This window comes from Pseudonocardia petroleophila, assembly GCF_014235185.1.
Taxonomy (GTDB): Bacteria; Actinomycetota; Actinomycetes; order Mycobacteriales; family Pseudonocardiaceae; genus Pseudonocardia; species Pseudonocardia petroleophila.
Map to the genome: position 1 here is coordinate 2,370,025 of NZ_CP060131.1, position 21,825 is coordinate 2,391,849.

Annotated in this window: 22 protein-coding genes; 17 read left to right on the plus strand and 5 right to left on the minus strand. The window is 72.8% G+C overall.

The features are described from left to right. Positions 1-84: 84 nt before the first annotated feature. From H6H00_RS12000 to H6H00_RS12010, 3 genes are all read right to left on the minus strand, one after another. Positions 85-348, minus strand: coding sequence for a hypothetical protein (locus tag H6H00_RS12000; RefSeq protein WP_185721354.1), 264 nt, complete (start codon positions 346-348; stop codon positions 85-87). Positions 349-404: 56 nt separating this feature from the next. Beyond that, entirely contained in the window at positions 405-815 is a 411-nt protein-coding gene (locus H6H00_RS12005; protein ID WP_185721355.1) for a sterol carrier protein, read from the minus strand. A gap of 119 nt (positions 816-934) precedes the next feature. Further along, on the minus strand, positions 935-1,606 hold the full coding sequence (locus tag H6H00_RS12010; protein ID WP_185721356.1) for a response regulator: 672 nt from the start codon (positions 1,604-1,606) through the stop codon (positions 935-937). Between the two features lie 58 nt (positions 1,607-1,664). Between H6H00_RS12010 and H6H00_RS12015 the strand changes: the two genes are divergently transcribed. The 17 genes from H6H00_RS12015 to rplL all read left to right on the plus strand — a co-directional run bounded on the left by H6H00_RS12015 (position 1,665) and on the right by rplL (position 18,819). Beyond that, on the plus strand, positions 1,665-2,180 hold the full coding sequence (locus tag H6H00_RS12015; RefSeq protein WP_185721357.1) for a DinB family protein: 516 nt from the start codon (positions 1,665-1,667) through the stop codon (positions 2,178-2,180). A gap of 24 nt (positions 2,181-2,204) precedes the next feature. Beyond that, positions 2,205-3,449: a sensor histidine kinase gene (locus H6H00_RS12020; RefSeq protein ID WP_185721358.1), complete on the plus strand. Its 1,245-nt coding sequence runs from the start codon at positions 2,205-2,207 to the stop codon at positions 3,447-3,449. 94 nt (positions 3,450-3,543) lie between these two features. Beyond that, positions 3,544-4,650 (plus strand): NDMA-dependent alcohol dehydrogenase, encoded by a 1,107-nt coding sequence (locus H6H00_RS12025; RefSeq protein WP_185721359.1) that lies wholly within the window; start codon positions 3,544-3,546, stop codon positions 4,648-4,650. A gap of 17 nt (positions 4,651-4,667) precedes the next feature. Further along, complete coding sequence (locus tag H6H00_RS12030) at positions 4,668-5,633, plus strand: R2-like ligand-binding oxidase (protein WP_185721360.1); 966 nt, start codon at positions 4,668-4,670, stop codon at positions 5,631-5,633. Positions 5,634-5,955: 322 nt separating this feature from the next. Continuing rightward, positions 5,956-7,098, plus strand: a complete 1,143-nt coding sequence (locus tag H6H00_RS12035; RefSeq protein WP_304633106.1) for an ABC transporter ATP-binding protein — start codon at positions 5,956-5,958, stop codon at positions 7,096-7,098. Between the two features lie 12 nt (positions 7,099-7,110). Next, positions 7,111-7,884 carry an MlaE family ABC transporter permease gene (locus tag H6H00_RS12040; protein ID WP_185721361.1) on the plus strand — a complete coding sequence of 258 codons (774 nt, stop codon included), beginning with the start codon at positions 7,111-7,113 and terminating at the stop codon, positions 7,882-7,884. 1 nt (position 7,885) lies between these two features. Next, on the plus strand, positions 7,886-8,725 hold the full coding sequence (locus H6H00_RS12045) for an MlaE family ABC transporter permease (protein WP_185721362.1): 840 nt from the start codon (positions 7,886-7,888) through the stop codon (positions 8,723-8,725). Next, positions 8,722-10,146, plus strand: coding sequence for an MCE family protein (locus H6H00_RS12050; RefSeq protein ID WP_185721363.1), 1,425 nt, complete (start codon positions 8,722-8,724; stop codon positions 10,144-10,146). Before H6H00_RS12045 ends, H6H00_RS12050 begins: the two co-directional genes overlap by 4 nt. Next, positions 10,143-11,279, plus strand: a complete 1,137-nt coding sequence (locus tag H6H00_RS12055; protein WP_185721364.1) for an MCE family protein — start codon at positions 10,143-10,145, stop codon at positions 11,277-11,279. Before H6H00_RS12050 ends, H6H00_RS12055 begins: the two co-directional genes overlap by 4 nt. Further along, positions 11,279-12,244: an MCE family protein gene (locus tag H6H00_RS12060; protein ID WP_185721365.1), complete on the plus strand. Its 966-nt coding sequence runs from the start codon at positions 11,279-11,281 to the stop codon at positions 12,242-12,244. The genes H6H00_RS12055 and H6H00_RS12060 overlap by 1 nt, the downstream gene beginning before the upstream one ends. Further along, positions 12,244-13,467, plus strand: coding sequence for an MCE family protein (locus H6H00_RS12065; protein WP_185721366.1), 1,224 nt, complete (start codon positions 12,244-12,246; stop codon positions 13,465-13,467). The genes H6H00_RS12060 and H6H00_RS12065 overlap by 1 nt, the downstream gene beginning before the upstream one ends. Next, on the plus strand, positions 13,464-14,753 hold the full coding sequence (locus tag H6H00_RS12070) for an MCE family protein (protein WP_185721367.1): 1,290 nt from the start codon (positions 13,464-13,466) through the stop codon (positions 14,751-14,753). The genes H6H00_RS12065 and H6H00_RS12070 overlap by 4 nt, the downstream gene beginning before the upstream one ends. Further along, on the plus strand, positions 14,750-15,985 hold the full coding sequence (locus tag H6H00_RS12075) for an MCE family protein (RefSeq protein ID WP_185721368.1): 1,236 nt from the start codon (positions 14,750-14,752) through the stop codon (positions 15,983-15,985). The genes H6H00_RS12070 and H6H00_RS12075 overlap by 4 nt, the downstream gene beginning before the upstream one ends. A gap of 24 nt (positions 15,986-16,009) precedes the next feature. Continuing rightward, positions 16,010-16,552, plus strand: a complete 543-nt coding sequence (locus H6H00_RS12080) for an Rv1363c family protein (protein ID WP_185721369.1) — start codon at positions 16,010-16,012, stop codon at positions 16,550-16,552. Positions 16,553-16,593: 41 nt separating this feature from the next. Then, positions 16,594-17,511 carry a nuclear transport factor 2 family protein gene (locus H6H00_RS12085; protein WP_185721370.1) on the plus strand — a complete coding sequence of 306 codons (918 nt, stop codon included), beginning with the start codon at positions 16,594-16,596 and terminating at the stop codon, positions 17,509-17,511. A gap of 266 nt (positions 17,512-17,777) precedes the next feature. Further along, positions 17,778-18,377 carry a 50S ribosomal protein L10 gene (rplJ, locus tag H6H00_RS12090; RefSeq protein WP_185721371.1) on the plus strand — a complete coding sequence of 200 codons (600 nt, stop codon included), beginning with the start codon at positions 17,778-17,780 and terminating at the stop codon, positions 18,375-18,377. Positions 18,378-18,426: 49 nt separating this feature from the next. Continuing rightward, positions 18,427-18,819: a 50S ribosomal protein L7/L12 gene (gene rplL / locus H6H00_RS12095; RefSeq protein WP_185721372.1), complete on the plus strand. Its 393-nt coding sequence runs from the start codon at positions 18,427-18,429 to the stop codon at positions 18,817-18,819. A 73-nt stretch (positions 18,820-18,892) separates the two neighbouring features. Here rplL and H6H00_RS12100 read toward each other — a convergent pair whose 3' ends face one another. Both H6H00_RS12100 and H6H00_RS12105 read right to left on the minus strand, forming a co-directional pair. Beyond that, the gene (locus tag H6H00_RS12100; RefSeq protein ID WP_185721373.1) at positions 18,893-20,563 is read right to left on the minus strand and encodes an AMP-binding protein; all 1,671 of its coding nucleotides are present in this window, start codon (positions 20,561-20,563) and stop codon (positions 18,893-18,895) included. Further along, on the minus strand, positions 20,560-21,528 hold the full coding sequence (locus H6H00_RS12105; RefSeq protein ID WP_185721374.1) for a cyclase family protein: 969 nt from the start codon (positions 21,526-21,528) through the stop codon (positions 20,560-20,562). The genes H6H00_RS12100 and H6H00_RS12105 overlap by 4 nt, the downstream gene beginning before the upstream one ends. Positions 21,529-21,825: the final 297 nt, after the last annotated feature.

Consider the following 21,825-nt stretch of genomic DNA (forward strand, 5'->3'; position numbering starts at 1 on the left):
CGTCGACAGCCGCTGGGGTCCGCCGGACGGACGCGGGCGCACACCGTGGGGCGACCTCGCCCTGCTGCGTCGGGTGCTGCAGCGTCAGGTGTTCCAGTCCCAGGTGCCGCGGGCGAAGACGGCGAGCGTGTGCCCGCCGTCGTCGCGCTGCTCGGCGCTGTAGTGGTAGCGGCCGGGCTGCCACCCCTCGTGCGTCGCCACGGCCCCGAGGTAGGCGGCGGCCCACCGCTGCCACTCGTCGACGACCTCGGGCAGCGGCTCGGGGGCGTCGCACACGACGTCGGTGAACGGGTGGAAGTTGCCCCGCAGGCCGGTCCACATCCGCACGTCGAGCCACACCTGGTCCATGGACCGGGAGTATCGGGCTGCCCGCGATCGGCGGCCCGGCGGATCACCCGATCGAGCTACGCGTCGAGGAGGTCCGACCGCCCGGCCGACTCCAGGTGCGCGCGGTAGGGGCCGAACAGCTGCTTGGCCAGCGGCAGCACCTTGAGCAGCTTCGCGACCGGCCCCTTCGCCCGGACCTGCCCCTTGGCCAGCGCCACCGGCAGGATCACCTTGCCGAGCCAGAACCGGTTGCCGGTGTCGGCGGTCATGAACAGCTCGACGTTGGGCTCCGGGCCCAGGCCCGCGCCCTCGTGGATCTCCTTGCCCGGCATGTCGACGGTGATCACCGCGTCCGGGTCGGTATAGGTGATGCGCAGGACGATGCCGGTGGGTTCGAGCTTGGCGACGAGGTCGGCGTCGTCCATGCCGCGCCGGAACACCCCGCCCAGGAACTCGTAGACCTCTGCCTCGCTGCTGAACGCCGCCACGTCGGCCCCTTCGCTGGGATGGATGCTGGTCGCAGGAGTCTGGCGCACCGCGGCGGCCGCGCGCAGGACCACGAACGGGCCATGTGCGGCCCGTGCGGGCCAGGGCCGCCGCTCCCGGTTCAGCGCCCGGAGCCGCCGTCGGTGTCGTCGAGCAGGCCGTAGCGCCCGGCCAGCGCGGCCGCCTCGATCCGGTTGGCCGCGCCGAGCCGGTGCAGCAGGGAGGCGATCATGCGCTTGGCGGTGCGCTCGCTGACCAGCATCGGCTTCGCGATCTCGCTGGTCTCCAGGCCGCGGGCCAGCAGCCGCCACAGCGCCACCTCGCGCGGGCCCAGGCGCTCCAGCAGCCCGTCCCCGGTGCGGTCGCCCGCCGCGAGCAGGGCGTCGAGCAGGTCGGGGCGCACCACCCGGACCCCGGCCAGGATGGCCAGCAGCGGCGCCACCAGCACCTCCGGGTCCGCCGACTTGCCCAGGAACCCGCCGGCGCCCGCCCGCAGCGCCGCGGTGGCCAGCGCGAGGTCGTCGGTGCCGGAGAGGGCGAGGACGTGCGTCCGCGGGTAGGCGGCGGTGATCCGCCGGATCGTCTCGACGCCGCCGAGCGGGGGCAGCGCGAGGTCGACGATCGCGATGTCGGCCGCCTCGCGCCCGACGAGGGCGACCGCGTCCTCGCCCGCCGTGGTGGAGCCGGCCACGACGAAGGTGTCGCCCGCGCGCGACTCCAGCAGCAGGGCGAGGCCCTGCGAGAAGAGGGCGTGGTCGTCGACGATGACCACGACGTAGCGGCCGTCGCGCACGGGACGGGACCCTAAACCAGGCGACGGGCGGCGGGCGCCGGCCCTACCGTCCGCGCTCGTGACCCCACCCCGCGTCCGGCCCCCGCTCGTCGCCGACGAGCGCACCCAGCTCCTCGGCTGGCTCGACCTGCAGCGCGCGCTGGTCCGGTGGAAGTGCGAGGGGCTGTCCGACGAGCAGGCGCGGCGGGCGGTCCTGCCCGGCTCGCCGCTGATGACGGTGGCCGGGCTCGTGTCGCACCTGCGCTGGACCGAGCACTGCTGGTTCGAGGTGCTCTTCCTCGGCGGGCCGTCCGCGGGCAACCCGCAGTTCGACGCCGACGTCGAGGACGCCGACATGCGGCCCGACGGCGTCCCGCTCGCCCGGCTCCTCGACGAGTTCGACGCCCAGTGGGCGCGGTCGAACGAGATCGTCGCCGCGCACTCCCTCGACGACACCGGGCGGCACCCCGACTTCTCCGCGGGAGGGGCGAGCCTGCGGTGGGTCCTGCTGCACGTGCTCGAGGAGACGGCCCGCCACGTCGGGCACCTCGACACGATCCGCGAGCAGCTCGACGGGGTGACGGGCTACTACTGAGCGCCGTCCCGTCATGCTCCTCCCGTGGAGCACTCAGGGGAGGACCGGCCCGCGGTCGTCATCCGGGTCGTCGCGGTGGCGGCGGTCGGGCTGGCGCTGGCGCTGGGGCCGCAGCTCGCCCGCGGCCTCGTCGCACCCCTCACCGCACTGGTGGTGGCCGCGTTCGCCTACGCCGCGCTGCTCGCCGTCGCGGAGTTCCGGGGGTGGCGGCTGCTCCCGCCGCGGGTCGCGACCGCGATCGACGGCGGGCTGGTGCTCGTCGCGTGCGGGCTGACCGGTGGGGCGGAGAGCATCATGGTCGCGCTGCTGCCGCTCATCGTCATCGCGGCGTCGGTGCGCGGCGGGGCGGTGGTCGGGCGGCTCGCCGCGGTCGTCGCCGGGGCGGGGTTCACGGTGGGGTCGGTGCTCGGCTCCGACGCCGACGTCCCGCTCGCCGACCGCTGGCTGGCGGGGGCGTGGTGGACCGGGTTCCTGGTGGCGGCGTCGGTGCTGGTCGGGGCACTGGTGCAGATGCTGGAGCGGCAGCTGGAGGCGGCGGCCGTCGCGCGGTCGGAGCACGAGGCGTTCCTGGAGGAGCGCGACCTGCGGGCGCGGCTGCTCGCCGCCCAGCAGGCCCGGCTCGACGGCGTGCGGGTGGTGCTGCACGAGTTCCGCACACCGGTGGCGTCGCTGACCGCGCTGAGCGCCGACCTCGCCGCGGACCGGCTGCCCGGGCCGTCCCGCGCCGTCGCGACCCGCCTGCTGGCCGAGCACGCGGTGCACCTGCGCGACATGCTCGACGGCCTCGCCGACGTCGCGGTCACCGACGGGAGCCCGATCGGGCGGGTGCGGGCCCGGGTCGTGCCCCTGTCCGAGCTGGCCGACGCCGTGCTGGACGCGGCCGGGGTGGCCGCGGCGCGCCGCCGCCCGTCGGTGGAGCCGGAGGGGGCGGCCGTCCGCTGCGACCCCCAGCGCCTGCGGCGCGTCCTCACCAACCTCGTCGAGAACGCGGCCCGGCACAGCGGTGACGCCCCCGTCGAGCTCGACCTCCGCCACGCCGACGGCGTGCTGGTCGCCGAGGTCCGCGACCGCGGCCCCGGCCTCCCGCCCGGACAGGAGGGCGTGGTGACGGCGAAGGGCGTGGCGCTGGGGGAGCGGCGCGGCACCGCGGGGCTGGGCCTGTGGATCGTCGAGGCGCTGGTGGCGGCGATGGACGGCGAGCTCAGCCTGGAGCCCCGGGCCGGCGGCGGCCTGGTCGCCCACCTCGAGCTCCCCCTCCCCGCCCCCTGAGCCGTCACCCGGACGGGTGGGCTGGCACCCGCGGGCCAGGGGCGGACCCTCCGGGCCGGTGCGCACGACGGGACCGTCCCGGCATGCTTCCCCCATGCGGACGCAGGCGGCGGTGTTGTGGGAGCAGGGCGGCAAGTGGGAGGTCGAGGAGGTCGAGCTCGATCCGCCGAACGCCGGTGAGGTGCTCGTCGAGCTCGCCGCGAGCGGCCTGTGCCACTCCGACGAGCACCTCGTCACCGGGGACCTCCCGGTCGGGTTCCCGATGGTCGGCGGGCACGAGGGCGCCGGGCGGGTGCTGCAGGTCGGGCCCGGCGTCACCGACGTGGAGGTCGGCGACCCCGTCGTCATGACGTTCCTGCCGTCGTGCGGGCGCTGCTCCTACTGCGTGCGCGGCTACACGTCGCTGTGCGACGACGGCGCGGGCGCCACGCTCGGCCCGCAGCTCGACGGCACCTACCGCTTCCACGCCCGCGGCGAGGACGTCGGCCAGATGTGCCTGCTCGGCACGTTCGCCCGGCACACCGTGGTGCCGGTCAAGTCGGTCGTGAAGATCGACGAGGGCTTCCCGCTGCACCTCGCGGCCCTCGTCGGCTGCGGCGTGACGACCGGCTTCGGCAGCGCCGTGCGCACCGCGGAGCTGCGCGCCGGGGACACCGCCGTCGTCATCGGGATCGGGGGCATCGGGGCCAACGCGGTGCAGGGGGCGCGGATCGCGGGCTGCCGGTACGTCGTCGCCGTCGACCCGGTGGAGTTCAAGCGCGAGAAGGCGCTCGAGCTCGGCGCCACGCACGTCGCCGCGAGCATGGACGAGGCCTGGAACACCGTCTCGGAGATCACCCGCGGCCAGCTCGCCGACGCCGCGATCCTGACGACCGGCGTCGCCGAGGGCGCGTACCTGCAGCCCGCGCTGCAGCTCGTCGGCAAGAAGGGGCGCGTGGTCGTCACCGCGCTGGGCCACCCCGACGAGGACACCGCGTCGCTGTCGCTGCTCGACCTCACGCTCTACGAGAAGCAGATCCGCGGCGCCCTGTTCGGCAGCTCCAACGGCCAGCACGACGTGCCGCGCCTGCTGGAGATGTACAACCTGGGCCAGCTCAGGCTCGACGAGCTGATCACCCGCGAGTACTCCCTGGAGGAGATCAACCAGGGCTACGACGACATGCGCGAGGGCCGCAACATCCGCGGCCTGATCCGGTACTGACTCAGGAGAGGTCTGCAATGACGCGATCGATCGAGCACGGCAAGCGCACCGGTTTCGCCACCCTCGGCGCGGGCGGGCTGAACTTCGACTCGTTCCCGATGCGGCTGTTCGCGAAGGGCAACGCGAAGCACTGGAACCCGGCCGACATCGACTTCTCCCAGGACGCCCGCGACGTCTCCGCGATGACCGACGCCGAGCGCTGGTGGACGACGATGCTCGCCGCGCAGTTCATGGCGGGCGAGGAGTCGGTGACGCAGGACCTGCAGCCGTTCGTCGCCGCCATGGCCGCGGAGGGCCGCCTCGCCGACGAGATGTACCTGACGCAGTTCGTGTTCGAGGAGGCCAAGCACACCGAGGGCTTCCGGCGGTGGTTCGACGCCGTCGGGATCACCGAGGACCTGCACCCCTACATCGCCGACAACGCCTCCTACCAGCAGATCTTCACCCACGAGCTGCCCGACAGCCTCTACGCGCTGGCCGCGGACCCGTCGCCGCGCAACCAGATCCGCGCCTCCGTCACCTACAACCACATCGTCGAGGGGACGCTCGCGCTCACCGGGTACTTCATCTGGGCGAAGATCTGCAAGGGCCGGGGGATCCTGCCCGGGATGCAGCAGCTCATCAAGCACATCGGCGACGACGAGCGCCGCCACATGGCCTGGGGCACGTTCACCTGCCGCCGCCACGTCGCCGCCGACGACTCCCTGTGGGACACCGTCGACGAGCGCATGCAGGAGCTGCTGGTGCCGGCGATGGGAGTGGTCGCCGAGCCGTTCGACCGGCTCGCCGAGGGCGACGACCCCCCGTTCGCGATCGAGCTGAACGAGCTGGCCGAGTACGCGATGGACAAGATCGGCCGCCGGCTCGGCGCCATCGAGTCGGCCCGCGGGGCCGACCTGCTCGTCATCGACGTCGACGCGGCCCCCGAGGCGCTCGAGGAGCGCTTCCACGCCGAGGACGAGGCGGAGCTGGCCGCCGCCTGACCGTCCCGCCCGGGCAGAAGTACGGCCCGCCGCCCCCGGAGCCGGTCCGCGGAGGGGGCGGCGGGCGATCCACCGCGGCGGAGGTTCGCGCACACGCTCGGTAGCGGTGCCCGACCGACAGTAGCGACGCCCTGAGCTGGGGGTACCACCGGTTACACCTGCTGGGTGAGGCGCTCGGCGCGAACGGACCAACTTCGGGTTTCCCAGCAACTGGTCAGTAACCCACCTCACGATTCGTCGTTGGGGTGTTGTGGGCAGTCGGCCGCCCGCTCCCCGCACCGCGGCCGCGATCCGCCCGGAACCTGAACGAGGAGGCGGCGCCGTGGCCGGTGTCGAGGTGAAGGTCGAGGGGCTCTCGAAGTCCTTCGGTCGGGCGAACATCTGGTCGGACGTCACGCTGACGCTGCCGCCGGGTGAGGTGTCGGTGCTGCTCGGCCCGTCCGGCACGGGCAAGTCCGTCTTCCTCAAGACCCTGATCGGGCTGCTCAAGCCGGAGAAGGGCTCGATCGTCATCAACGACGTCGACCTCGTGAAGTGCTCGGAGTCGAAGCTCTACGAGATCCGCAAGCTGTTCGGGGTGCTGTTCCAGGACGGTGCCCTGTTCGGGTCGATGAACCTGTTCGACAACATCGCCTTCCCGCTGCGCGAGCACACGAAGAAGCCCGAGGCGCAGATCAAGGACATCGTCGCGGAGAAGATGGACCTGGTCGGGCTCAAGGGCGACGAGCGCAAGCTCCCCGGCGAGATCTCCGGCGGGATGCGCAAGCGCGCCGGGCTGGCCCGCGCGCTGGTGCTCGACCCGGAGATCATCCTGTTCGACGAGCCGGACTCGGGCCTGGACCCGGTGCGCACCGCGTACCTCAACCAGCTGATCATCGACCTGAACGCGCAGACCGACGCCACGTTCCTCATCGTCACCCACGACATCAACACCGCGCAGACCGTCCCGGACAACATCGGGATGCTCTACCGCAAGCACCTGGCGATGTTCGGGCCGCGGGAGGTGCTGCTGACCAGCGAGGAGCCGGTCGTCAGCCAGTTCCTCAACGGCCGCCGCCAGGGGCCCATCGGGATGTCGGAGGAGAAGGACACCGCGCAGGCGCAGCGGGAGATGGCCGAGGCGGGCGAGCTCGCCGGGCTGCCGGAGATGAAGCCGCAGCTCGAGGTCAGCCCGGGTGTGCCCGAGCGCAAGGCCGTGGCCCGGCGCCGGGAGCGGGTGCAGCAGATGCTGCACACCCTGCCGGCCGCCGCACAGGAGGCGATCCGCCGCAGCTACGCGAACGAGCCGGTGGCCGCGATGGCCGGCGGGGGAGGGCCCCTGCCCCAGCGCGGCCCGCGCGCCGGCGCCGACACCGAGGTGCTCCGCCCCGGCGACAACCCGCCCACGTGGTTCACCGGTCCCGGCAGCGGTCCCGGCCCGCAGGCGCCCCCGCCCGGCCCCGGCCGGCACCGGCCCCGGATGTAGGGCCCCGAGACCATGAGCGCTCCCCTCACCCGCGCGCTGACCCCCGTCGGCCGCCTGTTCTCCCTCGGCGCCGACGTCGTCGTCAGCGCGTTCAAGCCGCCGTTCCAGCTGCGCGAGTACATCGAGCAGACCTGGTTCGTCACCAAGGTGTCCGCGCTGCCCACGGCGCTGTTCACCATCCCCTTCGGCGCGACGATCGCCCTGCTGCTCGGCGAGCTCACCCGCCAGTTCGGCGCGCAGAGCCAGACCGGCGCCGGCAGCGTGCTGGCGATCGTGCAGCAGGCCGCGCCGATCGTCACCGCGCTGCTGATCGCCGGGGCCGGCGGCAGCGCCGTCTGCGCCGACCTCGGGGCCCGCACCATCCGTGAGGAGATCGCGGCGATGGAGGTGCTGGGCATCTCGCCGATCCAGCGGCTCGTCGTGCCGCGGGTCCTCGCGATGGCCACCACCGCGGTCGTCCTCAACGGGCTGGCCACGGTCGTCGGCGTGGCGGGCGGCTACTTCTTCAACGTCATCGTCCAGGGCGGCACGCCCGGCGCCTACATCGCGGCGTTCTCCTCGATCGCGCAGGTCAGCGACATCCTGGTCAGCGAGCTGAAGGCGCTGCTGTTCGGCTTCACGGCGGGGATCGTCGCGGCGTACCGCGGCCTGAACCCCCCGCCGGGGCCGAAGGGCGTCGGCGACGCGGTGAACCAGGCCGTCGTCATCTCGTTCGTGCTCGTGTTCTTCCTCAACCTGGTGCTGACGACCCTGTACCTGGACCTCGTCCCGCCGAAGGGCTCCTGAGATGGCGACCATCGGTTCCCGGGCCCGCAGCCTCGTCCGCGGCCCGCTCGACCAGCTCGAGGAGTTCGGCGACCAGCTCTCGCTCTACGGCCGGGCGATCGGTTGGGTGCCGCGCACGCTGCGGCGCTACCGCACCGAGATCGCGCGCCTGCTCGCCGAGGTCAGCTTCGGCTCCGGCGCGCTCATCGTCATCCTCGGCACCGCGGGCGTGATGCTGTCGCTGTCGCTGTTCGTCGGCTCGCTGGTCGGCCTGCAGGGTTTCCGCGCGCTCGACTCGCTCGGCGTCGAGGCACTGACCGGCTTCATCACCGCCTACTTCAACACCCGCGACATCGCGCCGCTGGTCGCCGCCGCGGCACTGACGGCCACGCTCGGCGCGGGCTTCACCGCCCAGCTCGGCGCGATGCGGATCTCCGAGGAGGTCGACGCGCTGGAGGTCATGGCGGTGCCGTCGGTGCCGTTCCTGGTGACCACGCGCGTCATCGCCGGGACGATCGCGATCATCCCGATCTACACGATCGGCCTGCTGGCGAGCTTCATCTCCTCGCGGCTCAACGTCACGCTGATCAACGGGCTGCCGGGCGGCACCTACGACCACTACTTCGACCTGTTCCTGCCGGTCAGCGACGTCCTGTACTCCTACCTCAAGGTCATCGTCTTCGCGATCGTGATCATCCTGATCCACTGCCACTACGGCTACTACGCCAAGGGCGGGCCGGCCGGGGTGGGGATCGCGGTGGGCCGCTCGGTCCGCCTGTCGATCGTCAGCACGGCGATCCTCGACTTCTTCCTCACCCTCGTGATCTACGGGACGGAGACCTCGGTGCGGGTGGCCGGATGATCAGGCGTCGGATCCAGGGACTCGCGTTCGTCCTGGTCATCGTCACCCTGCTGGGGCTGGCGATCGCGAAGTACAACGGGACGTTCGAGAGCGGGGTCCCGGTGACCCTGCAGGTCGACCGCGCGGGCAACCAGCTCACCGAGCGCTCCGACGTCAAGGTGCGCGGCCTGATCGTCGGCACGGTGGAGCAGATCAGCACCACCGGGTCGGGAGCCGACGTCACGCTGTCGCTGCGGCCCGACATGGTCGACATGATCCCCGCGGGGGTCTCGGCGCGGCTGCTGCCCAAGACGCTGTTCGGCGAGAAGTACGTGTCGCTGGTGGTGCCGGAGAACGGCGGGAGCAGCACGATCGCGGCGGGCGACGTCATCCCGATGGACCGCAGCGAGACCGCCCGCGAGATCGACGCGGCGCTCGACGGCCTGCTCCCGCTGCTGCAGGCCGTGAAGCCCGACGACCTCGCGACGACGCTCGGCGCGCTGTCGCAGGCGCTGTCCGGCCGCGGCGAGCGGCTCGGCGACACCCTCGTGCGCCTGCAGGAGCTGACCGGCGGCCTCCGCCCGGGGATCCCGGACCTGCAGGAGGACATCACGCAGTTCGCCGACTTCGCGGCCAACCTCGACTCGGCCGCGCCCGACCTGCTCGACGCGCTCGAGGACTTCACCGTGACCACCCGGACGGTGTCCGAGCAGCGCGAACAGCTCCGCGCGCTGATCGGCGGGGTGACCACGGCGTCCGACGACCTGCGCGGCTTCCTCGACCGCAACGGCGAGAACATCATCTCGCTGTCGGCTGCCTCGCGGCCGACGCTGGAGAGCCTGGCGCGCTACTCGCCGGAGTTCCCCTGCTTCTTCGAGCAGCTCAACGGCCTCATCCCGCGCCTGGACGACGTGTTCGGCGCGAACAACGGCCGGCCCGGCGTGTACGTGACCGTCGAGATCGTCAACAACAAGGGCAAGTACGTCCCGAACCAGGACGAGCCCGTGTACCTCGACGACCGCGGCCCGCGCTGCTACCCGATCCTGCCGCTGGGCCCGCAGGAGCCGCCGGACGGCCCGTTCTGCGACGGCTCGCTCGCCCCGCCGCCGCCCGCCGACTCCCCGCGCGGCGACGTCGACGACCTGGGTGGCGACACCTTCGGCACCGGCGACGCCTCCTACACCTGCGAGGACGGGTCCAGCGCCCGCGGCGAGGCCCCCGAGGGCGGGCTGCCCGGCCTACCGGGGTTGCCCGGCCTGCCGGAGCTCCCGATCGAGGCCATCGCCTACGAGGGCATGGGCCTGCCCAACTCGCCCGGTGAGCGCCGGCTCGTCGCCGAGCTGGTCGCGGCCCAGGACGGCGGCGACCCGGCCGCCGTGCCGAGCTGGAGCTCGATGATGGTCGGTCCCCTCTACCGCGGCACGGAGGTGACGCTGACGTGAGGAACCTGCCTCTCGCGCCCCTGCTCAAGTTCCTGGCGCTCGCCGTCGTGGTCGCGCTGGCCACCACCGTGCTCGGCGTGACCATCGCGAACGGCTCCGGGGGCGAGCGCACGACCTACACCGCGCGCTTCACCGACGCCGCCGGCCTGCTCGTCGGCGACGACGTCCGGATCGCCGGGGTCGTCGTCGGCGCCGTCGAGGACGTCCGGATCGTCGACCGCCGCTTCGCCGAGGTCGCGTTCAGCGTGGACCGCGCGCAGGACCTGCCCGCCTCGGTGTCGGCCTCGATCAACTACAAGAACCTCGTCGGCCAGCGCTACCTCGGGCTGGCGCAGGGATCGGGCCCGACCGGCGAGGTCCTCGCCGACGGCGCCACCATCCCGCTCGAGCGGACCCGCGGCCCGCTGAACCTGACGACGCTGTTCAACGGGTTCAAGCCGCTGTTCGCCGCGCTGGACGCCGACCAGGTCAACAAGCTCTCCTTCGAGATCATCGAGGTGCTGCAGGGCCAGGGCGGCACGATCCAGAGCCTGCTCGCGAGCACGGCGTCGCTGACCAACGAGATCGCCGACCGCGACGCGGTCATCGGCCAGGTCATCGACAACCTCAACCTCGTGCTCGACACCGTCAACCAGCGCGACGAGGAGCTGTCGAACCTCGTGATCTCGCTGCAGCAGCTGGTGTCCGGGCTGTCGGAGGACCGCGAGCCGATCGGCCAGGCGCTCGCCTCCATCGGCGACCTCACCCAGGTCACGGCCGACCTCGTCGAGGACGGGCGGCCCGCGCTGCGCGACGACATCGCCGCGCTCGGGGACCTGTCGGACAACCTCAACGCGAGCGAGCCCGCGCTGGAGAGCTTCCTGGTCAACTGGCCCGGCAAGCTCAACACGATCACCCGGGCCGGCAGCTACGGCAGCTGGTTCAACTTCTACCTCTGCCAGGCCAGCGGCACGGTCGGCCTCTCGCCGTTCGTCCCGTCGTTCCAGTTCGACGCCTACACGAACACGCAGGCCCGCTGCGGGGCCGACCCGGCCGGCAGCGGGGAGGGCGACACCAGCCTGCTGGGCGGGCCCCTCCCGGCCCTGCCCTCCTCCCCGGACCTGCCCGCGATCCCGCTGCTGGGGGAGAACTGATGCCCGAGAAGCGCGGACCCGTCCCGATCGCGTTGATCGGCATCGTGGTCATCCTCGCGGTGCTGGTGGGGGCGTTCACCCTCCCGGCCCTGCTCACCCGGGGGGAGACCCACCGGGCCGAGTTCAGCGAGGCGGCCGGGCTGCAGTCCGGCGACCTGGTCACCATCGCCGGCGTCGAGGCCGGCCGGGTCGACTCCGTCGAGCTCGCGGGGGACCGCGTGCTGGTCACCTTCGACGTCAAGGACGCCTGGGTCGGCGACCGGACGACGGCGTCGATCGAGGTCAAGACCCTGCTCGGCGCGAAGTACCTCGCGCTCGACCCGCAGGGCGACGCCGAGATCGCCCCCGACGCCGTCATCCCGCTCGACCGCACCGCGTCCCCCTTCGACGTGGTCGAGGCCTTCAACGGCCTGTCCAGCACCATCGACGCGCTCGACACCGACCAGCTCGCGGCCAGCCTCGACACGCTGTCGGAGACCTTCTCCGGCACCGCGCCCGAGGTCCGCGGGGCGCTCGACGGGCTGTCCCGGCTGTCGGAGACCATCGCGAGCCGCGACGAGGAGATCCGCAGGCTGCTCGCCGGCACACAGAACCTCTCCGGCGTGCTGGCCGACCGGGCGCCGGAGTTCGAGCGGCTGCTGCGGGACGGCAACCTGCTGCTCGCGGAGATCCAGCGCCGCAAGGACGCGATCAGCGCCCTGCTCGACGGCACCCGGGAGCTGTCCGTGCAGCTGCGCGGCCTCGTCGCCGACAACCAGGAGCAGCTCACGCCGACCCTGGAGGCGCTCGACGGCGTCGCGGAGATCCTGCAGCGCAACCGCGACAACCTCGACCTGGCCCTGGAGCGGCAGGCGGTCTTCACCCGCCTGTTCGCCAACGCCGTCGGCAACGGGCGCTGGTTCGACAACTACATCTGCGGCCTCGTCTTCCCGCCGCTGGGCCCGATCAACGAAGGCGGCTGCTGATGGCGCTCAACGACACCGACCGGCGGCAGTTCCAGCTCGTCGGGCTGGTCGCGGTGATCGCGGTGCTGCTGGCGTCGGCGTTCGTCGTCATCGCCCGCCCGCCCGGCCGCACGGTCGTCGCCTACTTCACCTCGGCCACCGCGGTGTTCGAGGACAACTCGGTGCGGGTGCTCGGCGTCGACGTCGGCACGATCGACCGGGTGGTCCCGGAGGGCACGCGGGTCCGCGTCGAGATGACGATCGACGACCCCGACCTGGTCCTGCCGGCCGACGCACGCGCCGTCGTGATCTCGCCGAGCCTGGTCACCGGCCGCTACGTCCAGCTCACGCCGACGTACTCCGGTGGCCCGGAGCTGGCCGACGGCGCCGAGATCCCGATGGAGCGCACCGCGGTCCCGCTCGACGTCGACGACCTCGCCCGCACCGCCACGGACCTCACCGAGGCGCTCGGACCGAACGGCGTCAACCGCGACGGGGCGCTGTCGCGGGTGCTCGACGTCGGCGCCGAGAACCTGGGCGGCAACGGCCAGGCCATCAACGACACGATCACCGACCTGGGCGAGCTCTCCGGCACCCTCGCCGACTCCCGCGAGGAGCTGTTCGGCACGGTCACCGAGCTGCAGCGGTTCGTCTCGGTGATCGCCGCGAACGACGCCGAGGTCCGCGAGTTCAACACCCGCCTCGAGGACGTCTCCGGCTTCCTCGCCGACGAGCGCGGCGACCTCGGCGCGGCCCTGCAGGAGCTCTCGATCGCCCTCGGCGAGGTCGCGGCGTTCGTCCGCGACAACCGCGAGATCCTCAACTCCAACGTCGACCGGCTCACCGACGTCACCGGGGTGCTGGTCCGGCAGCAGCAGGCGCTCGCCGAGACCCTGGACGTGGCCCCGACCGCGCTGGGCAACCTCGCCAACGCCTACAACGGCTCGTCGGGCACGCTCGACACCCGGGCCAACATCAACGAGCTGACGCTGCCGCCGCTCGTGCTGATCTGCGAGCTGCTCGAGCGCGGCACGCCGGAGGCGCTGGCCGACCTCCCGGTCGGGATCTCCGACGCCTGCGCCGCGCTCGGCCCGCTCGACCAGCTGCCGCTGCCGTCGGCGGCCGAGGTGATCACCTCGCTGCAGGCGGGCGAGGTCCCCCCGGTACCCGGGCTGGCGCTGCCCACCGTCCCCGCGGCCGCGGCGCCCGCCGCTCCCGCCGTCCCCCTGGAGGGTGGCCGATGATCGCCCGGAAGCTGCGGCTGGCGGCCGTGCTCACGGTCGCGACCGTGTTCACCTCCGGCTGCGGGCTGCTGTCCGACGGTCTGCGCGGGGTCACCCTCCCCGGTGGTGCCGACCTCGGCGACACGCCGTTCGAGGTGACCGCCGAGTTCAGCGACGTCGTCGACCTCGTGCCCCAGTCCCTCGTGATGGTCGACGACGTGCCGGTCGGCACCGTCACCGGCATCACGGTCAGCGACCGGTGGACCGCCATGGTCACGATGCTCGTCAACGACGACGTCGAGCTGCCGTCGGACGCGTCCGCCCGGGTGCGCACCACGAGCCTGCTGGGCGAGAAGTTCGTCGAGCTGGGCGGCCCGTCCGACGGGGCGGGCTCCGGCTCGCTCGCCGACGGCGCGGTGATCCCGCTGGAGCGCTCCGGCCGGGCCGCCGAGGTCGAGGAGGTGCTCGGTGCGCTGTCGATGCTGCTCAACGGCGGCGGCGTCGCGCAGATCCGGACCATCGCGAACGAGCTGAACCAGGCCCTCGACGGCAACGAGCCGGAGATCCGGGCCCTGCTCGACGACGTCGACACGCTGGTCGGCGCGCTCGACGAGCGCAAGACCGAGATCACCCGCGCCCTCGACGAGGTCAACCGGCTCGGCATCACCCTGGCCGACCGCCGCGGGCAGATCGAGGTGGCCCTCGACGACCTGGAGCCCGGGCTGACCGAGCTGGAGAACCAGCGTGCGCAGCTCGTCGACATGCTGCAGGCGCTCGACCGGCTCTCCGTCGTCGGCACCGACGTGATCAACCGCAGCCGCGACGACCTGCTGGCCGACCTCGAGCTGCTGCGCCCGGTGCTGCAGAAGCTCGCCGAGTCCGGGGCCGACCTGCCCGAGTCGCTGCAGCTGCTGTTCACCCCGCCGTTCACCGACGCCGGCGAGGCCGCCTTCGCGGGCGACTACGCGAACCTCTACGCCACCGTCGACCTCGACCTGGGGACCGTGCTGGCCAACCTCACGCGGTCCGAGCAGCCGCTGCTCGGCCCGGACAGCCCGCTCGCGGCGCTGCCCCCCACCGGCCAGCTGCTCGGGCCGCTGCTCGGCCCGACCGGCGCGCTGCAGGGCCTGCAGGAGTTCCCGCTCCTCGGCGACACCCTGCCGATCCTGCCCGGCCAGGTGGAACCCCTGCCCGAGCGCGCCCCGGAGGGCTCCACGACCCCGCCGCCCGCCACGCCGACCCGGCAGCCGGACGCCGGACAGAACGGCGGCGGCCTGCTCGGCGGCCTCCTGGGAGGCGGACGATGATCACCCGGTCGACGAAGATCCAGCTGGTGGCGTTCCTGCTGCTCACCGTCCTCGGCGTCGGCTACACCGGCTTCCGGTACGCGGGGTTCGGCGACGTCTTCGGCACCACGACCTACCCGGTGACGATGCGGCTCGCCGACTCCGGCGGGATCTTCACCGGCGCCGACGTCACCTACCGCGGCGTCACCGTCGGGCGGGTCGGGCCGCTGACGCTCACGCCCCAGGGCGTGGACGTGCAGCTCGACGTCGAGCGCAGCGCCCCGGACATCCCCGCCGACGTCGACGCGGCCGTCCGCAACCTCTCCGCGATCGGCGAGCAGTACGTCGACCTGCAGCCCGCCTCCGACGGCGGGCCGTCGCTGGAGGACGGATCGGTCATCCCCGTCGACCGCACCAGCACCCCGGTTCCGGTGGAGGAGCTCGTCGTCGGCGTCGACGACCTGGCGCGCTCGGTGCCGCTGCAGTCGCTGCAGACCGTCGTCTCCGAGCTCGGCACGGCGTTCGACGGCACCGCCGGTCCGCTGCAGCGGATCCTGGCCACCACCGACGCGTTCAGCGAGGACGCCGTCGCGGCGCTGCCGCAGACCCTCGACCTGCTGCGCGACGGGCGCACCGTGCTCACCACGCAGAACGAGGTGTCCGGGTCGTTCCAGAACTTCAGCGCCGACCTGGCGCTGCTGGCCGAGCAGCTCAGGACCTCCGACCCGGACCTGCGGCGCCTGCTGGAGACCGCCCCCGAGGCCTCCGAGCAGATCACCGGTCTGCTGCGGGAGAGCGGTCCGGGGCTGTCCACGCTGATCTCGGACCTGCTCACGGTCGCCCGCGTCGCCGAGCCGCGCCAGACGGCCCTGCGGCAGCTGCTGGTGACCTACCCGGCCTTCGCCTCGGTCGCCTACACGGTGGCCCCCGGCGACGGCACCGCGCACCTCGGCCTCGCGGTCAACCTCTTCGACCCCTACCCGTGCACGCAGGGCTACGAGGGCACCCAGCGGCGCACCGGCATCGAGATCGAGGACGTCCCCGCGAACGCCGACGCGTACTGCGCGGAACCCCCCGGCAGCCCGATCTCGGTGCGCGGGGCGCAGAATGTCCCCCGGGCGGACACCCCCATGCCGCCCAAGGACGCCCCGGTCGGACCGCCCTCGGGCGGTGTGTTCGCCGGTACGGCGCCGGTCGGCTCGGAGACCCCGCTGAGCAGCCCGGCCCAGATCCTCACCGGCCTGCTCCCCTAGGCCGCGTTCCCCCATGGAGGGCGCATGACCCTGCTCGACGAACGCGACACCGCCGGAGAACCGGCCGCGGCGCCCCGCCGCGACCCGGTCCGGCTGCTCACGGTGCTGGTCGCCGTGGCGGCCCTCGTCGCACTGGTGCTCGGCGTGCTGTGGGCCCTGACGGTCACCGACGACGACCGCGACCTCGCGCAGGCCCGCGACGTCGTGCTGCTCGACGCCCGGCAGGCCGCGATCAACCTGAACACCCTCGACGCGGCGGACGTGGAGCCGGGGCTCGACCTGTGGGAGCAGTCCTCCACCGGCGGGCTGCTCGACGAGTTCCGCGCTAACCGCGCCGAGTACGCCGGGCTGGTCACCGAGTCCGGCCGCAGCACCTCCGCGTCCGTCACCGACGCCGCGGTCGCCGAGCTGGACCTGCGCTCCGGCGTGGCCCGCGTCGTCGTCGGGGTGGACGTGCAGGTCACCGTGCCCGACGAGGACCCGGTGCTGCTGCGGCAGCGCCTGCAGATCGAGATGACCCGCACCGACCAGGGCTGGAAGGCCAGCCGGGCCGACGTCGTCCGCTGACCGGCCCCCGACCCGACCGCCCCGAGCAGGAGGTGCGACCGATGCCCGCACGCCGCCGCACGAGCCCCAGCCCCGCCACCCGCCGTCCGAAGGTCGCGGGCACCGCGGCCCCTGGCCGTCCCGAGACCGACGGCGACGGCCCCACCCTCACCGGCGTCCGCGCGCCCCGGCCCGCGGCGTCCGTCGCGGCCCGCGCCCGGACGCAGCCGGCCGACCCGGCCACCGACGACGCCCCGGTCGCCGACGCCCCGGTCGCCGACGCCCCGGAGGCCCCCGCCGCCGCCGCCGCGACGGTCACCGACGCGGAGCCCGCGACCGGCGCCGACCCGACGGCCGATCGGGCGACCGCGCCCCGCGGCCGTCGCAGGTCCCGGCGGTCCGCCGAGCCCGAGTCCGAGTCCGAGTCCGCAGAATCCGCCGAGCCCGCAGGCCCCGGCCGCGGTGCCGCCCTGCTGGCGCGCCTGCGCACCGTGCCCGTGCTCGCCGCGCTGCTGGTCGTCCTCGTCGCCCTGTCGGTGTTCTTCGGGATCGCGACCGCGGCGCTGCGGGGCTCCCCGTCGGCGGCGAACACGGCCCTGACGGACCTCACGGCGACGTCGGAGGTGAGCACCCAGCTCGGCGACGCGCTGGAGCTGCTGTACTCCTACGACTTCGCCCGCCTCGACGAGAACGAGCGCGCGGCCCGCGACGTCATCACCGAGGGCTTCACCCCGGAGTTCGACCGCCTGTTCGCGCAGGTCCGGGAGCTCGCCCCGCAGCAGCAGGCGGTCGTCTCGGCGGTCGTCACGGTCTCCGCGGTGCAGTCCATCGAGGGCGACACCGCCGTGCTCGTCGCGTTCATGGACCAGCAGGCCACCACCGCGGCCTCGGCCGAGCAGGTCGCCGCGGCGGGCCGCCTCACCGTCACCGGCGAGCGTGTCGACGGCCGCTGGAGGATCGCCTCGGTCGAGAGCCGCTGACCCGGCCACCCCCCGCGCCGGGACCCGGCGCGGGGGCGTAGTCTGGCGAACGGTTCCACCGAAGACCGCAGGTCTGCGCCCGCCAGCACGGGGGCGTACGAAGGCCCCGCCAGGAGCGGGCGACCCGCGCAGGAGGACGAGGTAGCTCCGGTCGCCGTCGTGCGGCCGTTCACGCCCCGTGCGCTCTGCGCCGGGGCGTCTCGCGTCTCCAGGGGCGGTCGACGGTGGGTTCACATCACCGACGACTACCCGAGAGGAGGCAGGGAATGGCTCGATCCGACAAGGTCGCTGCGGTCGACGAGATCGCCAGCCGGTTCCGGGGCGCGTCCGCCTCGGTCGTCACCGAGTACCGCGGCCTCAGCATGACCCAGCTGATCGCCCTGCGGCGCGCTCTGGGCAACGACACCACCTACCGCGTCGCCAAGAACACCCTGGTGAAGCGGGCGGCCGAGGATGCCGGAGTCACCGGCATCGAGTCGCTGCTGGTCGGCCCGACGGCCATCGCGTTCATCAACGGCGAGCCGTCGGAGGCCGCCAAGGCCATCCGCGACTTCGCCAAGGACAACAAGGCCCTGGTCATCAAGGGCGGCTACATGGACGGTCGCGCGCTGACCGTCGCCGAGGTCGCCTCGCTCGCCGACCTGGAGTCGCGCGAGGTCCTCCTGGCCAAGCTGGCCGGCGCGATGAAGGCCAACCTGTCCAAGGCCGCCGGTCTGTTCGCCGCCCCGGCGTCGCAGGTCGCGCGCCTGGCGCAGGCGCTCGCCGACAAGCGTGCGGAGGAGGGTGGCGAGGCCCCGGCCGCCGCCACCGACGACTCCGCCGCCGCGGACGACGCCACCGAGGCCCCGGCCGCCGCCGAGAGCTGATCTCCACCCCCCACCTGAGCTAGATCACCTTCCAGAAAGGACCGCCACCATGGCGAAGCTGTCCACCGACGAGCTGCTCGAGGCCTTCAAGGACCTCACCCTCATCGAGCTGTCGGAGTTCGTGAAGAAGTTCGAGGAGACCTTCGACGTCACCGCGGCCGCCCCGGTCGCCGTCGCCGCCGCCGGTGGTGGCGGTGGCGCCGCCGCCGCCCCCGCCGAGGAGGAGAAGGACGAGTTCAACGTCGTCCTCGACGCCGCAGGCGACAAGAAGATCCAGGTCATCAAGGTCGTCCGCGAGCTCGTCTCGGGCCTGGGCCTCAAGGAGGCCAAGGACCTCGTCGAGGCCGCCCCGAAGCCCGTGCTCGAGGGCGTCGACAAGGCCGCGGCCGACGCCGCGAAGGCCAAGCTCGAGGAGGCCGGCGCGAAGGTCAGCCTGAGCTGATCACCGCGTCACCACCGCACGAACGCCAGAGGGGCGGCACCCGGACCGGGTGCCGCCCCTCTGCGCGTGTCCGCTACCGCCCGCGCAGCTCGCGCCGCAGCAGCTTGCCGGTCACGGTCTTGGGGATCTCGTCGAGGAACTCGATGGCCCGCGGGTACTTGTAGGCCGCCATCCGCTCCTTGGCGAACGCGATGAGGTCGGCCTCGGAGACCTCCTTGCCCGGACGCAGGCTGACGAACGCCTTGACGCTCTCGCCGCGGTACTCGTCGGGCACCCCGACCACCGCGGCCTCGCGCACCGCCTCGTGCTCGTAGAGCACGTCCTCGACCTCGCGCGGCCAGACCTTGTAGCCGCCCGCGTTGATCTGGTCCTTCTTGCGGTCGACGATGTAGAACCAGCCGTCGGCGTCCATGTAGCCGACGTCGCCGGTGTGCAGCGAGCCGCCGGGCAGGGCCTTGGCGGTCTCCTCGGGCTTGTTCCAGTACCCGACGACCACCTGGGGGCCGGTGGTGACCAGCTCGCCGATCTCGCCGACGGGCAGGTCGTCGCCGTTGTCGTCGACGATCTGGACCACGGTGTCGTAGACGGGCACCCCGACCGACAGCGCGCCGGAGGCCTCGTCGACGGGTCCCTCGGTGCCGAACGGGGTGCCGTGGCTCGGGGACGTGGTCTCGGTGAGGCCGTAGACGTTGTGGATGTAGTGCCCGAACGTCGACGCGAACGCCTTCACCGTGGACGGCGGGATGGGGGCCCCGCCGGACAGGATCTTGGTCAGCGACGCCAGCGCGTCCTTCTCGGCGGCGGGGGAGTTCATCAGCGCGATGAACACCGTGATCGACCCGACGGTGAAGGTCGCCCGCTCGTCGCGGATCGTCTCGATCGTGACGGCCGGATCGAGCCGGTACATGAGCACCAGCGGCGCGCCGATCAGCAGCGAGATCGCGATGTGGGCGATCAGGCCGGTGATGTGGAACAGCGGGGCGACGCCGAGCACGACGTCGTCGCTGCTCAGGCCCACCCAGTCGCGGTAGGTCTGGGCGTTGAAGACCACGTTGCGGTGGGTGGTCATCGCGCCCTTGGGCGGGCCGGTGGTGCCGGAGGTGTAGGTCAGGAACGCGATGTCGTCGGGCCCCAGCGACACCGCGGGGGGCGACTGCCCGGCGAACCGCTCCAGCGCCCCCGCGAGGTCGACGGTGCCCTCGCAGGCGATCCGCTCGACGCCGGTGAAGATCCGCGGGTCGTTGCGGGTCTGGTACTCCAGCTCCGAGGTGGTGAGCACCGTGCGCACCGAGGTGTTCGGCACGACCTTCGACGCGACGTCGCGGTGCAGGCTCTCCAGGCACACGAGCACGGTCGCGCCGGAGTCGGTGAGCAGCTCGGTGAGCTCGCGCTCCTTGTTCATCGGGTTGATCGACACGGCGATGCCGCCGGCCTTCCAGGTCCCGATCTGGGCGATGAGGAACTGCGGCACGTTCTGCAGGTAGACCGCCACCCGCTCGCCCGGGGTGAACCCGGCGTCGACGATCGCGGCGGCGAACGCGTCGGTGAGCCCGTCGAGCTCGCGCAGGGTGATGCGCCCGTCGAAGTAGCGGATGATGTCGCCGTCGGGGTCGCGCTCCACCGCGGCCCGGAACATGTCCAGCGCGCTGTCGAACTCGACCGTGATGGACGAGGGCTGGCCGGGGGAGTAGCGGGCCAGCCACGGCTTGGAGCCGTAGATCGTGGACTCGGCGGCGGTGGTCATCGGATCGCGATCGGGTTCACCGGCGCACCCGTCCCGTTGACGACCTTCAGGGGCGCGGCGACGTAGAGGAAGCTCCAGCGCCCGTCCGCGGCGCAGGCGTCGGCGAGGTCGTCGAGCCAGGCGATCTCGGTGAGGGTGACGCCCAGGTTGCGCATCAGGGCGCAGTGCAGGGGCAGCGCGACCCCGGTCTCGGGCTCGTAGGTGACCTCGTTGGCGATGGTGTCGGTGACCAGGTTGGGCACCTCGCGGTCCTGGAACCACTCGACGAGCTCGCGGGAGTAGGTCAGGCCCGGCTCCTTGAAGCCCTCGTAGAACTTCGCCGGGTCGTTGAGGTCGTACCAGTACTTCATCCAGCCGGTGCGCACGCAGAGGATGTCGTGCGGCTCGATGGCGACGCCCTGGGCGGCCGCGGCGGCCTCGAGGTCGGTGTGGTCGAAGGTCTCGCCCTTGTCGAGGTAGTCCTTGCCGCGGTGCCGGGCCATGTCGATCAGCACGCCGCGGCCGACGATCCCCTTCTCGGCGATCGGGAGCACGGAGGCCTTCTGCATCGCGTCGATGGTGGAGCGGGCGTCGTAGCCGTTCCACAGCTTGCCGTCGTACCAGACGTGGCCCAGCGCGTCGTACTGCGTGGAGCCCTGGAGGAAGATGTGCGCGGTGTCGTCGGCGTAGTGCAGGCCGCCGGGGAACGCCGGGGCGCCCTCGCCGTCCCAGGTGCCCTCGTCGAGCTCGTTCTTGCGCTTGATGCCCTCACGGCCGGGCCACAGCGGGTCGCCGGGGCCGTCGGTGCGGCCCATCTGGATCTGCAGCGTGAACGTCTCCCCGGACGTCACGTGCTGGATGCCGCGCAGCACCTCGCCGGCGTCGAGGTAGTTCAGGGCCCCGAGCTCGTCGTCCGGGCCCCACTTGCCCCAGTTGGACGGGGCGTCGGCACCCAGTAGATCGCGCATGGCGGGGGCGTCGGACATCGTTGTCTCCTCGTGTGTCGACAGAAGCGTTGACGTCCGCGATCGTCATGTCGGCTGTCACAGCCTGTCAAGACGGGGGGCCGCTCACCGTGCCGCCGCAGCGTCGATCACGGAGCGCGACGACGAACGGGGGCGCCGTCGGCGGTCGACACGACGGGGTGAACCTCCGGGGTGACCGGTTGCGGAGTGCAGGAACAGGCCCGTAGGGGCCGGTCGTCCCGCGAAACAGACCACTTACCGACGCGTAGCGTCTTGACTCGGTGCGCCTGTCAGGTCACTCTTAGGTCTCGATGGTTT